Origin of the sequence: Lampropedia hyalina DSM 16112, from assembly GCF_900129055.1 — a bacterium.
Lineage (GTDB): Bacteria > Pseudomonadota > Gammaproteobacteria > Burkholderiales > Burkholderiaceae_C > Lampropedia > Lampropedia hyalina.
Genome location: NZ_FQUZ01000001.1, coordinates 192,975 through 207,545, shown reverse-complemented (window position 1 = coordinate 207,545; position 14,571 = coordinate 192,975). Strand labels below are relative to the sequence as shown.

Below are 14,571 nucleotides of genomic sequence, written 5' to 3'. Positions count from 1 at the left end.
GAACTCCTTCGGATCAAGAAACGGAATCGGCAGCGGGCATGGCAGCCGCCGCAGGCGGCAGATGCGTCTGCACCACCACGTCCAGCCGTGCCAGGCGTTTGCGCAGTTTCAGCACGGCCTTGTCCTTGCTCAACAGCGTGGCCTTGTGCGCCACCGCCAGGTCGATGAACTTCTGGTCGTCGCCGTCACGGCAGCGCACATGGGTGGGGGCGGCCACTTCCACCAGTTGCACGCGGGCATCGAAGCCTTGCAGAATCTGCGCAGCTTCGGTCTGGTAGAACGCCATGCGCGGTTGCAGATGCGGGTAGCACAGCACATGCGCCAGTTCGTCGCGCATGGCAGTCGTGGCGATCCACTGCCATTGCGGCCCATTCAACGACTGATTCAGGGGCAAGGATGCCTGCAAGTGCAGTGCCTGCGGGTCCTGAAACAACAGCAAGTCCAGCACGATGTTGGTGTCCAGAATCAGTGCATTCACTGGCGTATTCATCGGTGCGGTCGCCGCCGGAGCGTGCAGCGGATTCATGCCTGTCCCTGGGGGGCATTGGGGGTGCGCGGTTGCAGCGCACCGGCCACCAGATCGAAGCGGAACAGGCGGCATTCGATCGGGCCGTTCCACAGTGGCACGCGGCGCGACTCCTTCAGGCGCATCTTGCCGGGCAGCTTCAGGTCAGGGGTGAGCAGCCAGGCCGTCCAGCCCGGATAGTGTTTCTTCCAGTGCGCCGACAGTTGCGCGAAAAATTCGCCGCCATCGTTGCCTTCGGCCACTTCCCGCGCCACAAAGCCCTGCTGCTGGCGTTGCGCCACGTTCATGCCCGCGCGTCCGGCAGCGGCAATGCGCTCGCCATATGGCGGGTTGAGCAGCATCACGCCCGCTTGCGCACTGGGCGGCATCCGTTGCAAGGCATCACCGCCGCGCAGTTGCAGCGCGTGGGCCACCCCGGCACGCTGGGCGTTGCGCTGGGCAAAATCCACCATGCGGTGCGAAATATCGCTGCCGAAGATCGGGGCTTGCGGCGCGTGTTCCTGGGCCTGTGCCGCTTCCCGGATGCCCTGCCACACATGGCTCTGGTGCGGCAGCAGCCGCTCGAAGCCGAAACGCCGCAACAGGCCGGGGGCGATGCCGCAGGCGATCTGCGCGGCCTCGATCACCACCGTGCCACTGCCGCAGCAGGGGTCGTACAGCGGCAGGCCGGATGCTGCATCCCAGCCGCTGGCGGCCAGCATGGCAGCGGCCAGCGTCTCCTTCAGCGGTGCGTCACCCTTGTCCTCGCGCCAGCCGCGCTTGAACAGCGGCTCGCCGCTGGTGTCCAGGTAGAGGGTGGCCAGTTCGGCTTGCAGGTGCAGGTGAATGCGCACGTCCGGGCGGTGCGTGTCCACGCTGGGGCGATTGCCTGTCTTGTCGCGGAAGCGGTCGGCCACCGCATCCTTGATGCGCAGTGCGGCAAAGTTCAGGCTCTTGAGCGGACTGCGCTGGGCCGTCACTTCCACCTTGAGGGTCTGGCGCGGCGTGAACCAGGCTTCCCAGGCCACCTCGTGTGCCAGCGCGTACAGATCGTCCTCCTGGCGGTAAGGCGCGTGCGCCAGTTGCACCAGCACCCGCTGCGCCATGCGGCTGTGCAGGTTCAGTTGCAGCATCTGCCGCCACGAAGCCCGCACCGCCACCCCCCCGCGCAGGGGCTGGATGTCGGCGGCAGGCAACTGGGTGATGTGCTGGACTTCCGCCGCCAGCAGCGGCTCGACCTGACCAGCGCAGGGAAGAAAAAGATGGAGGGAATTCACAGGCAAGTACCAATTTCACAATGCAACGATGGCCGTGGCCATGGGGTGCATTGTAGGCCCTGTGCCGCCGCGCCCCTATCCCCCCAGGTACGCTTGCAGCACGCGCGGGTCGCGTGCCAGTGTGTCGGCTTTGCCGTGCAGGGTGATGAGGCCGTTTTCCAGCACATAGCCCCGGTGCGCCAGCTTCAGGGCCTGGCGCACGTTCTGCTCGACGAGGAAGATGGTGATGCCCTGCTGGTTGATCTGGTGCAGGGTGCGGAAGATGTCCTGCACGATGATGGGGGCCAGCCCCATGGATGGCTCGTCCAGCAGCAGCAGGCGCGGGCGGGCCATGAGGGCGCGGCCAATGGCCAGCATTTGCTGTTCGCCGCCGGAGAGGTTGCCTGCAAAGCCGTCCAGCCGTTCCTTCAGGCGTGGGAACAGGCCCAGCACCTGCTCGAAGTCCTGCCGGATGCGGGCTTCGTCGTCGCGGCGGGTGTAGGCTCCCAGCTCCAGGTTTTCGCGCACGCTCATGGTGGTGAGGATGGCGCGGCCTTCGGCCACCTGCACGAGTCCGCGTGCGACGATCTGGTGCGGTGGCAGGCGGCTGATGTCCTCGCCCGCAAAGCGGATTTGGCCGGTTTTCTGGCGCAGCAGGCCGGACAGGGCCAGCAGGGTGGTGGACTTGCCTGCGCCGTTGGCCCCGACCAGGGTGGTGATTTCGCCTTCGCGCAGCTCCAGTGTGATGCCCTTGACGGCCTCGATCTGGCCGTAGCGCACCGTCAGGTCGCGCACGCTCAGCAGGGAGGGTGGTGCGGTGGTGCTCATGGCAGAACCTCCGGGGCGGTGTCGTCGTCTTCGCGCCCCAGGTAGGCTTCGATGACATCGGGGTTGGTGCGGATGGCCTCGGGCTGGCCGTGGGCGATGATGCGCCCGAAGTTGAGCACGGCGATTTCGTCGCACAGCCCCATGACGAAGCGCATGTCGTGCTCGATGAGGAAGATGCTGTAGCCGCGTTCGCGGATCTGGCGGATTTCCTGCATCAGCTCCTGCTTCTCGCTGGCGTTCATGCCGGCCACGGGTTCGTCCAGCAGCAGCAATTCGGGCTGGGTGGCCAGGGCGCGGGCGATTTCCAGGCGGCGTTGCTCGCCGTAGCTGAGGTTGTCGGCCATTTCGTCGGCCTTGTGCTCCAGCCGCATCCAGCGCAGCAGCTCCAGTGCCTGCTCACGCGCCTGTTGCTCCTGGGCACGGAAACCCGTCAGGTTCAGCAGAATGCCGCCCAGCCCGTAGTGCAGGTGGCGGTGGCTGCCGACCACCACGTTGTCCAGCAGGCTCATTTCCTTGAAGATGCGGATGTTCTGGAAGGTGCGGGCCATGCCCAGCCGGGTGATCTGGTGCGGTGGCAGTCCACGCAGGCTCTGGCCGTGGATGCGGATGTCGCCGCCGCTGGCTTGCAGCAGGCCGGTGGCCAGGTTGAACACGGTGGTCTTGCCCGCGCCATTGGGGCCGATCAAGCCGAAGATGCTGCCCTTGGGCACGCGCAGGTTCACGTCCTGCAATACATGCAGGCCGCCGAAGCTCTTGGAGACGGAGTCGAATTCAAGCATGGGTCTGATCCTTGGCGGGGGCGGATGGCGGGGGGCTGCCGGGGCGACGGCGCAAGATGCGCCGCCAGTGCGGTGGGTCCCAGATGCCGCGCGGCAGGAACAGCACGATCAGCACCAGAATCAGTCCATTGACCATCAGCCGGTATTCGGCCAGAAAGCGCAGCACTTCGGGCAGCAGCGTGAGAATCGCACTGCCTGCCAGCGGCCCCACCAGGCTCTGAATGCCGCCCAGCACCGTCATGGTCAGCAGGTGCACGGCGCGGTCGAATCCGAACTCGTTGGGTTCGATGAAGTAGTTCAGGTGCGCACTGAGCACGCCTGCCAGCCCGGCAATGGCCGCGCCGGTGACGAAGGCGACCATCTTGGTGGCCGTGACGTTGATGCCCATCAGTCCGGCTGCGGTTTCGTCTTCCTTGATGGCTTCGAAGGCGCGCCCCACGCGGGAGCGGCGCAGTCGCCCCAGCACGGCCAGCACCAGCAGCAGGGCCAGCAGAATATGCCACCATTGCGTGTGCTGCTCGATGCCGTCCAGCCCCATGGCTCCGCCCGAGTCCACCACGCCGCGCGTGAGCACATCGGCGTTCAGGAAGAACACCCGCACCACTTCGCCAAAGCCCAGCGTTGCCATGCACAGGTACACGCCCGAGAGCCGCAGCGTGGGCTTGCCCACCAGCCAGGCCACCGCGCAGGGCACGAGCACGCCAGCGACCAGTGCCACCGGATACGGCAGGCCATAGTGCAGTGTCAGAATCGCCGACGTGTACGCGCCAATGCCCATGAAGGCCGCATTCGCCAACGTCAGCATCCCGCACGAGAGGGTGATGAACACCGAGATGGCCAGCAGCGCGTGAATGCCCAGCGACAGCACCACATGGCTGTAGATGGCCCAGAATCCCTCAAACCATTCCGTCATGATCGTGTTGCTCCTGCCCGTTCAGGCCTTGCGTTCCAGCACCTTGCCAAACAGCCCCTGCGGACGCACCAGCAGAATCAGGAACAGCAGCCCGAAAGCCACCGCGTCGCGCGTGTTCGAGCCGATGTAGGCCACCGACAGCACTTCCGCAAAGCCCAGGAACAGCCCGCCGATCATGGCCCCGCGCATATCGCCCAGCCCGCCCAGAATGATGACGGCAATGCCCTTGTGCAGCATGGGCTGGCCCATCAGCGGATAGACGGCGTTGGAATACAGCGCGATCAGCACCCCTGCAAAGCCGCCCAGCACTGCCGCCGCAAACGCGGTGACGTGAAACAGCCGCTCCACGTTGATGCCCAGCAGGCTGGCGGCCTTGGGCGACTCGGCAATGGCACGCAGGGCGCGGCCCAGTTGCGTTTTCTGCATGGCCAGCATCAGCGCGACCATCAGCGCGAACGACACCAGGATGATGAGCAGTTCCACGACCGTGGCATGGATGCCCGCCACCTCCAGTACCACATCGGGCACGGCGGCTTCGGGGAAGCGTTGGGTTTCCGCGCCGAACAGCCCCTGTGCGGCACTGCCCAGAATCATGGCCACACCGATGGTGGCAATCATCGGAATCAGGTGTGGCGCGTCGCGCTGGCGCAGCGGTTTGAGCACCAGGTACTCGATCAGCAGCCCCAGCAGCCCGCTGCCCAGACAGGCCAGCGGCACGGCCAGCCACAGCGACATCTGCAACTGCTGCACCAACGTCAGGGCCACATAGGCCCCGGCCATGAACACCGCGCCGTGCGCCAGGTTGATGACCCCCAGAATCCCGAAGATGAGCGTGAAGCCCAGGGCGAAAAGGGCATACACACTGCCCAGCGAAAGCGCGTTGATAAGCTGTTGTCCAAGCATGGTCGAAAAGGTGTTGGGTGGGGTTGCCGTGCACCGCACAGAACCGACAAGGGCGTGAAGTCACTTCGCGATCTTATGGCGATGCCGTACAAGCAGCACCGTCATGCCGGGCTTGACCCGGCATCCAGTAACTGGATTCCCGCTTTCGCGGGAATGACGGGTACTTTTCTGGACTGACCAGCATCGTATGGTTCTGAGATCGTGAACACGTTCTTGGGGAGCTTACTTCTGCACCACATACTGCTGGTTCTGCGTCAGCGTCACCACTGGCGTTTGCACCGCATCAAAGCCTGCGGGCTTGCCGCGCTTGTCGATGGCCTGCTGGAAGCGGAAGGCTCCGGTCGCGCCGGTATGCGTCACATGGGGCAGGGCTTCGCGCAGGGCGGCGCGATCCTTGTTCACGTCACCGCTGGGCTTGGCCTGTTGCAGTCCCTTGGCCAGAATGTGCATGGCATCGAACGCCTGTGCCGCGAACTGGTCGGGTTGCTTGCCATACTTGGCCTGGTAGCTCTGGATGAACTGCTGGTTCTCCGGCGTATCGTTGGAAGACGACCACGGGCCGCCCACCCACACATTGTCCGACCGCTCGCCCGCCAGCTCGAACAGGCGTGGCGTGTTCAGGCCATTGCCGCCGATGAACGGCTGGGTGATGCCCAACTGGCGTGCCTGTGCCACGATCGGGCCGCCTTCGGCAATCAGCGTGGAGATGACGATGGCATCCGGTTCACTGGCCTTGATCTTGGTCAGTTGCGCCTTGAAGTCCACGTCGCCCTTGGCATAGGTCTCGGTGGTGGTGATGGCGATCTTCTGGTCGTCCAGAGCCTTCTTGAAGTTCTCGTAGCCGTTCTTGGTCAGCACATCGTCATTGCCGTAGATCACCGCCACCTTCTTCGTGCCGGTGGCGGCCACGGCCTTGCGCAGCGTCTCGGGCAGCACCACGGCTTCCGTCACGGAATTGCGGAACACATAATCGCCCACTTGGGTGATGCCATCCACGGTCAGCGAGGTGCCAAAGGCCACGGTCTTGGCCTGCTGGGCAATCGGGTGTGCGGCCGAAGCGGAACTCGACAGCGTGGGGCCGAACACCGCCAGCACCTTGTCCTTGTGGATCAGTTTCTTGAAGGTATTGATGGCCTCGTCCTTCTTGCCCTGGTCGTCTTCCACCAGCAGCACGATGGAATCGCCGTGAATGCCGCCGGCAGCATTGATCTGCTCGGCCGCCAGCTCGAAGCCCTGGCGAATCGCCTGCCCGTACTGCGCCGCGCCCCCCGTCAGGGCTGCCGCCACACCAATCTTCACATCCGCAGCCTGCGCCGATGCCGCCACCAGACCCAGCACCGCCAGAGCCGCCCAGGAACGCACTTGTTTGAAATCAGCCATGAAATCCTCCAGAGAAAATTGTTCATTGAAAACCGCAGAGCTTGCATCAGTGCGGCATTCATGAGAAAGAACCGATCTGTCCGCCAGACAGAACTTGGCTGGTTATTGTGGCGCAATTCAACGGGTGTTCGTGGGCTTGTCCTTGAAAACAGCAGCAGTGCAAGGTTTGTTCGTCGGTGGGGATGTTCGCCGGTTCACTGTGGTCTGGTGTTGCGCAACGCCAGCAATACCACGGACTGTGGCGGGCTGACCATGGTATGGTCAGATGGATGGTGCGCCAAGGTGGGCACGAAGTGTCGTGCCTTCATACTCATGGCGGAACACGCCGCGATGGCGGAGGATAGGCACTACATGATCGACGAAGTCTTCCAGTCCGCTGGGCAGGATGATAGGCATCAGGTTGAAGCCATCGATCGCACCGCTGGAGAACCATTCGATGATGTCGTCGGCGATCTGCTCTGGCGTGCCGACGATGGCGCGGTGGTTGTTTGCGCCGCCGCCGCGTGTGCGCAGCAGTTGCCGCAAGGTGACGCCTGGCTGATAAGCCTTAGCCAGCAAGTTGCGGGCAAACGTGGTGGAGCCATTGACTGGCACGGGAATACCTGCGGGCAATGGCTGGTCGAGATCGAAGCCGCTGGCATCTACCTGGAGAATGCCGCCCAACCATTTGAGGCCCTGCTCCAGACTGCTGAGCTCCCATAGAGCAGCTTCACGTTCGCGTGCTTCGGCTTCGGTACTGCCGATGATGGTGACCAGTCCGGGCAGGATGGCGATTGCATTCGGGCTTCGCCCCAGGGCTTGTGCCCGCTGGCGCAGTTTGGTTGCGTAAGCTTGTGCGTCGTCCAGTGTGTGTGCGGCTGTGAAAACCAGTTCTGCGTGCGCTGCGGCCAGCTCCAAACCGTCATCCGAGCCACCGGCCTGTACCAGCACGGGTTTGTCCTGTGGGGAGCGAGGCAAATTCAATGGGCCGCGAACACGGAAGAATTCCCCTTCGTGATGAATGGGCCGCACCTTGTCATGTTCAATGAACTTGCCGCTTTGTGCATCAGCGATCAGTGCGCCTTCACCCCAGCTTTCCCAGAGTGCTTGCAGTACCTGTGCAAACTCGATGGCGCGGCGATACCGTTGGGCATGCTCGGGTACGGCATCCAGCCCGAAATTGGCGGCAGACGGAAGGTCGGCACTGGTAATCAGATTGACACCTGCACGTCCACGGCTGAGATGATCCAGTGTGGCGATGCGGCGCGCGATGTTGTAGGGTTCGTTGTAGCTGGTGGAGACGGTGGCAATCAGGCCGATATGCCGCGTGGCTGCGGCGATCGTGGCCAGCACCAGTGTGGGCTCCAGTGCAGGGAAGGGGCCGGTTCCGGATCGATCGGGGTGGGCTGGACGGTCAGGTAGGAAGATGGCATCGAAGGTGCCGCGTTCGGCAATCTTTGCTACTTCGACGAGGTAGTCCGGGTCGAGGAAGGCATCGGCTCGGTTGCCAGGCCAACGCCAGGCACCGCTATGGGTTCCCGCACCGATGAAATTCAGGTTCAGGTGGAGTTGTCGCTGGGACATGGAGTTCTCAATGGGCGAAGGAATCAGAAGTCAGAAAAATCCTGTTGCTGGCAAGGCGGTGTCGTGAAGAAGATGGGCACCGATTTGCTGGGCCTTGTAGCTGTTGGGGTTGTGTGCCGCGAGCGTGCGTGCGTTGCGCCAATGGCGATCGAGGTTGCGTTCGCGCTGGGCGGCAGAGGCACCGCCCAGGTCGAACAACTGGGCTCCGGCGCGTATGACCAGTTCGTCCACAATGATCTTTGCATGGCTGGCACGCAGCGCGGCAGTGTGCGCCAGCGTCGCAACTTCATCCTGGCTCGCGCCTTCTTCACGGGCCTGGTATGCTGCATCAAGCGCGTCGGCGGCAGCAAGTACGATAGTTTCTGCTGCAAATGCGGCACTGGCAATCTGCCCCAATGTCTGTTGCAGCAACGGGTCATCGGCAGGCGTTGGAACCGGGGCGTAATAGAAGCTGTGCGGGCGATTTTTCAGCAGCTCTGTGGCATCGCGCTGGATGTTTCGCAGGATGCCTGCATTGACCGCTGTCAGATACAACTGGGGATAGGTACTGGCGTAGGGAATGTTGCCTTCGCTCGCGTGTTTGCGGACATCGGCAAATACTTCTTCTGGGTTCACTTCGACATCGGAAAAGATCACTGATCCTGAAGAGGTCAGGCGTTGGCCCACACCATCCCAATCGTCTATGACCTCAACGCCATTGCGCCGGGTGGGGATGACGATGGTTGCCGGGCTGCCGTCAGGCAGGGCGGCGCGAACATTGATCAAGTCACTGTAGAGAGAGCCGGTGGTGTAGTACTTGTGGCCAGTGAGCAGCCAGCCGCTTTGGTGTGGGCGCAGGGCGGTCCGCAGTGTTTCTCCACCCACCACATTGCGCTGGGCCTCTCCGGAGCCCAGGCTCACGATGGCACCATCGGCGATTTGCCTTGCAATGCCAAGGTGACGGCCATCCGGTGAATTGCGGGCATAGCGATCGACGAAAACGAAATGGTTGCGCAGGATGTGGGCGATGTTGGCATCCACGCTCCCCAGTGCAATTGCCAATTCAAATACGGATCGGAGGCTCTCGCCCTGTCCGCCGTCCTCGACTCTGATCCGAAGGGTTCCCAGTTGCGCGGCACGGATTCTGTCGATTTCCTCGTAGGGCAGGATGCGCTGGTGTTCGCGTGTGGCTGCGCCTTCGCCGATGGAATCCAGCAGACGCTGGATTTCAGGTTTTTTCAGAAAGGATGAAGTGAAGTTGGTCATGAGAAAGTGCGCGGGAAATTGAATGGATGTGCTCGCGTGCGTCTGAAGTCTGTGTACTGTCGCGCATGAGTGGGTTGGATCAGGGGGCGAGGTACAGTTCGGAGAAGCTGCCGTAGAGACGCTCTGCGGTGGGCACGGCGTTCTTGACCTTGACGTTGCTGACTACGGTTTCTGGTGGTTTGCCCAGATCAATGCCAGCAACGTCTTCCCACAGTGTTTTCTGGAACTGCAAGAACAAATCCTTGCGTGTGGCTTCATCTGGTTCGACTGCGGCTGCTTCGAGCAGACGGTCAATCTCTGGATTGACGTAGTTGCCGGTGTTCGAGAATGGCAGGCCGATCTTGAAGTTCTTGGACCAGTAGCCTCTTTGCACACCCACCGTGGGATCGAATACGTTCGAGAGGCCCTCTACAGTGATATCGAAGTCACGGTCGGTATAGACCGTTTTCGTGTATGTGGCGAAATCGTATGACTTGATGCTGGCATCGATGCCGATCCGTTGCAGGGACTGGCGGATGATTTCTGCAATCTGCGGCGGGCGATAGGGGTTGTAGAGCAGTCGCAGCGTCAAACGTTTGCCGTCAGCACCACGTGGGTAGCCTGCCTGATCGAGCAATGCTTCGGCCTTTTTCGGATCGATTTCATGGAAGGCAATCGAACTGTCGTGATAGCGGCTTGCCACGCCGATGGCCGACGCGGAAGGCACGCCTTTGCCATACCAGGCAAGCTTGTTGATCTGATCGACCGAGATCACATGGGCTATGGCACGGCGCACGTCCCTGTTCTTCAGTGCGGGCGTATCGAAGTTGAACAGGATCTGGTTGTGATGACCCTGCCAGGGCCAGCCACGGACATCGACGTTCAGATGCGGGAGTTTTCCCAGCCGGTCGATGTCGCCATTGGCGATGGCATTGCCGGCAATGTCGATGCTGCCGGCTTCCAGGGCTGCCGCAACCGCACTGGGGTCGGTAATGAACCGCACGACAATTTTGTCCAGATATGGCCTGGGTTGATCCCAGTAGTTGGGATTGCGTTCAAGGATGAGGTGACTGCCTTTGACCCATTCCTTGAATATGAAGGGGCCCGTACCGACAGGGGCGCGGTTGTGCGGATTGCTGGCAATGTCCTTGCCTTCATACAGGTGGCGGGCAACGATGGGTGTTTCCGACGCAGCCAGTGCGGTCAGAAGATAAGGCGCAGGCTTGTCGAGCAAAAGTACGATGGTGTGCGGGTCAGGAGTCTGGATTTCGCGTACCTGCGCAAAGGTGGCGCGTCCGCGTGAGTGGTGCTGCTTGTTGGCCTGGATGGACCAGGCCACGTCGGCAGATGTAAAGTCCGCCCCATCGTGCCATTTGACCCCTTTGCGCAACTTGAACGTATAGCGAAGGCCGTCTGGTGCCACCTCCCACGCGGTGGCCAGCAGCGGCTTGGGATCGAGTTGATCGTTGAATGTCAGAAGGCCCTCGACGATCTTGGGGCCTACATCAATGACGCCTCCCGCCGGAGTATTGATGGGCACCAGTGATGGTGGCTCCACGGGTAATGCCCAGTTGAGGATGCCGCCTTGAGCGGGCTGTGCGTGAACTGGGGACGCCATGCTCAGCGTGATGAGGCTGGCGTACAGGAAATACCTTTTTATCTGACTGAAACGAGGCATGGGGACTTTCTTTCTTCACTGGGGGAAGTGTTTGTGAAATTGTGATTATTTGAATATATTTATTCAATTTTGATCGTTGAGGCCATTTTGCTTTTGAAGCAAGAATCATAGTTTGAGAGGTGGTTATGTTGAAGGAAGGAGTTGTTATTAATTAATGATTGAATAAATTAAGGATCTAAAAAGATTAGCTAATATTTATTAAATATTTTGGTTTTTTCTGGTTGTCTGGATAATTTTTTGATTATTTGAATGAGATCAATCAATGACAATCAAGCGACGTGATGTGTTGGTGGCAGCATTGGCTGGTGCCGGGTTGAGCAGTCTTCCTTTGGGTGTGTTCGCCCAGGAGGTATCCAGGGATGGAGGTACGCTGGTGCTCTCCAGCAGCGTGGAGCCGGTTCATCTGAATGCGGTTTTCAGCACGCAGGCAGGGCCTTCCGAAGTTGCGGCCAAGGTGTTTGACGGGCTGGTCGATTTCGATGTCGATAACACTGTTCAGCCAGGCCTGGCCCAATCATGGGAGGTCAGTGCGGACGGGTTGCGGGTGACATTCCGTTTGCGTGAAGGGGTCAAGTGGCACGATGGCAAGCCTTTCACTTCGGATGATGTGAAGTTTTCAGCAGCAGCCTGGGGCAAGTACAACGCCCGTGGACGCATTGTCTTCTCCGCGCTGGATCGTGTCGAAACGCCTGATGTGCTGACTGCCGTGTTTCATCTCAAGGAGCCCGCACCGGCGTTGCTGGCTGCACTGGCTGCGCGGTCATTGCCTGTCATTGCCAAACACAGCTACCCAGATGGAGATGCCGATCTTGCGGCTGCAAAAAGCAATAATGCTCCTGTTGGAACGGGGCCTTTCAGGTTTGTCGAATGGGAGCGGGGCAGTCACATCATTCTGGATCGGAATCCGGAGTATTGGGACAAGAACAAGCCTCGTCTGGATCGCATCATCATCCGCATCCTGCCGGATACCGCGACTACCAGTGTGGCCTTGGAGTCGGGCAATGTGCATGTCTCTTCCTTCATCCCGCTGAGCAATATCGAGCGGCTCAAGACCAAGTCGGAGTTGCAGGTGATCGACGATCCGCGCGGTTCGCTCTACAACGTCGGCGCGCTGGTGCTGGAGTTCAATCTGGATCGGGATCGCTGGCGGGACCGGCGCATTCGCGAGGCCTTTGCACATGTGATCGACCGGGATTTCATCCAGAAGAACCTGTACTTTGGCTACGCCACGCCGACGGAAACGCCGATTCCGCCGGGCTTTGCCCAGTACCACAATCCAGATGTGCCGCGCTATCCCTATGACCTAGGAAGAGCCGAGGCGTTGCTGGAGGAGGCGGGCTACAAGCGTGACGGTAGCGGCATACGACTACGCTTGACCAACGATCCTGCTGCCAACAATGCCACGCATACGCAGGTGGCCCAGTATCTCAAGGGGCAGTTGGCCAAGATTGGCGTGGACTTGCAGGTGCGTGCGCAGGACTTCGGGCAGTTCGTCAATCGGGTCTATACCGCGCGTGACTTTGACACAGCCATTTATCACGCAACAGTGGGGCCTGACCCTGCACTGGGTGTGCACCGCTTCTACTGGAGCAAGAACTTTCAGCCCGGCGTGGCGTTCTCGAATGCGGCCAACTACAACAATCCGGAGGTGGATCAATTGCTTGAAGCCGCCGGGCGTGAACTGGATTTCGAGAAGAGAAAACAATTGTATTTCGAGTTCCAGAAGGTGGTGCAGACCGATCTGGTGCGCATCCCCATCGTCTCTCCGCGCTATCCCATTGTTGCCAGTGCGAAACTGCGGAATCTGGTGACCAGCCCGGCTGGTGCCACGGGCAGCTTTGCCGATACCTATTTTTCCGAAAAGTGAAGACAGAGGTGACCGAACATGAGCACTGAGACGATTTCCCCTGTAGAGGCGAAGCTGGATGAATCGCCCGCAACTGTAATATCTGCTGAAGGGCATATTGCCGTAGCCCAATTGCAAGTCTGGCTGGCGGGCAAGGAGGAACTGGCCTTCTTTGACGTGCGGGATGAAGTGCCGTATGCGCAAGGGCATATCCTGCATGCAACCCATTTGCCATGGGCACGCCTGGAGTTGCTGGCGCGTACGCTGGTTCCGAGATTGGAGACTCGTATTGTGTTGACCGATGCGGGGGAGGGGCTGGCCGAGCGTGCGGCGAGAACCTTGTTCACGGCAGGCTATACCCAAGTCTTTCTGTTGGCAGGTGGCAACCGTGCCTGGATTGATAGTGGTCAATCCTTGGTAACCGGGCGCAATGTGCTTAGCATCGGCTTTGCCGAAGTGGTCGAACACCAGTTGCATACGCCGAACATCTCGGTACAGGAGTTGAAGCAGCGATTGGATCGAGGCGACGATGTCGTCGTGCTCGATATCCGACCACGCGAGGAGTATGAAAATTTCCGTATTCCTGGTGCCATCAATGCGCCTGGCGTGGAGCCGGTTCACCGGCTGGATGCCTTGGGCATTGGCCCGCAGACCCTGGTGGTGACGCATTGCGCGGGGCGTACGCGCAGCATTTTCAGCACGCAGACGCTGGTCAATGCGGGGGTGACCAATCCAGTGGCATCGCTGACGGGCGGCACCATGGAGTGGCTCATTGCCGGGTACGAACTGGATAGCGGCCCGGCGGGCAGTGCGCCTTTGCCGGATGCCGGGCAACTGCAAAGGCTGCGTGAGCGCAGCGCGGCACTCGCGCAGCAGCAAGGTATTCGCAGCATTGATACGCAGACCCTGGAGCGTTTCGAGACGGATACCAGCCGCACCCTGTTTCGTTTCGATGTACGCACACCGGAGGAATATGTGCAAGGGCATTGGCCCGGCTTCCGCTCTGCTGCGGGCGGACAACTGGCCAATGGACTGGAGCGTTTCGCCGGGGTGCGTGGTGCGCGTATCGTGCTGCACGATCCGGATGGTGTGCGCGATGTGCTGACCGCATCATGGTTGCAGCAGTTCGGCAGCGAAGTCTATGTATTGAGGGCCGAAAGGCCAACGACCCTGGAGGTGGGGGGCGAGCCGCATCGGGTGATTGGCCTCCTGGATGCACCATGGGTGCAGGCCGATGCGCTGTATCACTGGCTGGGCGAAGGGCGGGTTCGTTTGCTGGATGTCGAAGGTGCCAATGCCTACCGCAAGGGCCATATTCCCGGTGCCGAGTACGCAGAACGCTTTGCCTTGCCTACCCGGCTGGGCGAGGCGGGCGAGACCGTGGTCATTACCTCTGCCGATGGCGTATTGGCACAGGTAGTGGCATCCAGCCTGGCGCGTGAAACCGGCAAGGCCATCCATGCGTTGTTGGGAGGCAATCGCGCCTGGCGCACCCAGGGTCTTGCGACCGAGACGGGCAGATTGGAGCCAGAGGCGGGCAGTGAACTGCCGGACAAGTATGCACTGCCGCCAGAAAAGCGCGATGCGCAGTTCCGCCAGTATCTGAAATGGGAACTCAGCCTGGTCAAAACGCTTGGGGCGGATCCGCATCTGCACTTCGACATTCGTTCTGGCTTGCAAGGCGGAACCGCCTGAC

Annotated in this window: 12 protein-coding genes; 2 read left to right on the top strand and 10 right to left on the bottom strand. The window is 61.0% G+C overall.

The features are described 5' to 3' along the window. Window positions 1-13 precede the first annotated feature (13 nt). The 10 genes from BUE21_RS00860 to BUE21_RS00815 all read right to left on the bottom strand — a co-directional run bounded on the left by BUE21_RS00860 (window position 14) and on the right by BUE21_RS00815 (window position 11,029). Entirely contained in the window at window positions 14-526 is a 513-nt protein-coding gene (locus BUE21_RS00860; protein WP_073353457.1) for a putative toxin-antitoxin system toxin component, PIN family, read from the bottom strand. After that, complete coding sequence (locus BUE21_RS00855) at window positions 523-1,782, bottom strand: THUMP domain-containing class I SAM-dependent RNA methyltransferase (RefSeq protein ID WP_073353455.1); 1,260 nt, start codon at window positions 1,780-1,782, stop codon at window positions 523-525. Before BUE21_RS00855 ends, BUE21_RS00860 begins: the two co-directional genes overlap by 4 nt. A gap of 75 nt (window positions 1,783-1,857) precedes the next feature. Beyond that, on the bottom strand, window positions 1,858-2,589 hold the full coding sequence (locus BUE21_RS00850) for an ABC transporter ATP-binding protein (protein WP_073353452.1): 732 nt from the start codon (window positions 2,587-2,589) through the stop codon (window positions 1,858-1,860). Next, a complete protein-coding gene (locus BUE21_RS00845; protein WP_073353449.1) occupies window positions 2,586-3,368 on the bottom strand; it encodes an ABC transporter ATP-binding protein in 783 nt (260 codons plus the stop codon). The genes BUE21_RS00850 and BUE21_RS00845 overlap by 4 nt, the downstream gene beginning before the upstream one ends. Continuing rightward, window positions 3,361-4,281, bottom strand: coding sequence for a branched-chain amino acid ABC transporter permease (locus BUE21_RS00840; RefSeq protein ID WP_073353447.1), 921 nt, complete (start codon window positions 4,279-4,281; stop codon window positions 3,361-3,363). The genes BUE21_RS00845 and BUE21_RS00840 overlap by 8 nt, the downstream gene beginning before the upstream one ends. Before the next feature lie 21 nt (window positions 4,282-4,302). Next, window positions 4,303-5,184 (bottom strand): branched-chain amino acid ABC transporter permease, encoded by an 882-nt coding sequence (locus tag BUE21_RS00835; RefSeq protein ID WP_073353445.1) that lies wholly within the window; start codon window positions 5,182-5,184, stop codon window positions 4,303-4,305. Window positions 5,185-5,406: 222 nt separating this feature from the next. Beyond that, the gene (locus tag BUE21_RS00830; RefSeq protein WP_073353441.1) at window positions 5,407-6,564 is read right to left on the bottom strand and encodes an ABC transporter substrate-binding protein; all 1,158 of its coding nucleotides are present in this window, start codon (window positions 6,562-6,564) and stop codon (window positions 5,407-5,409) included. A gap of 261 nt (window positions 6,565-6,825) precedes the next feature. Continuing rightward, window positions 6,826-8,127, bottom strand: a complete 1,302-nt coding sequence (locus BUE21_RS00825) for an LLM class flavin-dependent oxidoreductase (RefSeq protein WP_073353438.1) — start codon at window positions 8,125-8,127, stop codon at window positions 6,826-6,828. 30 nt (window positions 8,128-8,157) lie between these two features. Continuing rightward, window positions 8,158-9,372: an acyl-CoA dehydrogenase family protein gene (locus BUE21_RS00820; RefSeq protein ID WP_073353437.1), complete on the bottom strand. Its 1,215-nt coding sequence runs from the start codon at window positions 9,370-9,372 to the stop codon at window positions 8,158-8,160. A gap of 79 nt (window positions 9,373-9,451) precedes the next feature. Then, window positions 9,452-11,029, bottom strand: a complete 1,578-nt coding sequence (locus BUE21_RS00815) for an ABC transporter substrate-binding protein (protein ID WP_073353435.1) — start codon at window positions 11,027-11,029, stop codon at window positions 9,452-9,454. Window positions 11,030-11,483: 454 nt separating this feature from the next. Here BUE21_RS00815 and BUE21_RS00810 point away from each other — a divergent pair, with 454 nt between their 5' ends. Continuing rightward, window positions 11,484-12,896 (top strand): ABC transporter substrate-binding protein, encoded by a 1,413-nt coding sequence (locus BUE21_RS00810; RefSeq protein ID WP_159435778.1) that lies wholly within the window; start codon window positions 11,484-11,486, stop codon window positions 12,894-12,896. A gap of 18 nt (window positions 12,897-12,914) precedes the next feature. Beyond that, window positions 12,915-14,570 (top strand): rhodanese-like domain-containing protein, encoded by a 1,656-nt coding sequence (locus tag BUE21_RS00805; RefSeq protein WP_084522606.1) that lies wholly within the window; start codon window positions 12,915-12,917, stop codon window positions 14,568-14,570. The last annotated feature ends 1 nt before the right edge of the window (window position 14,571 follow it).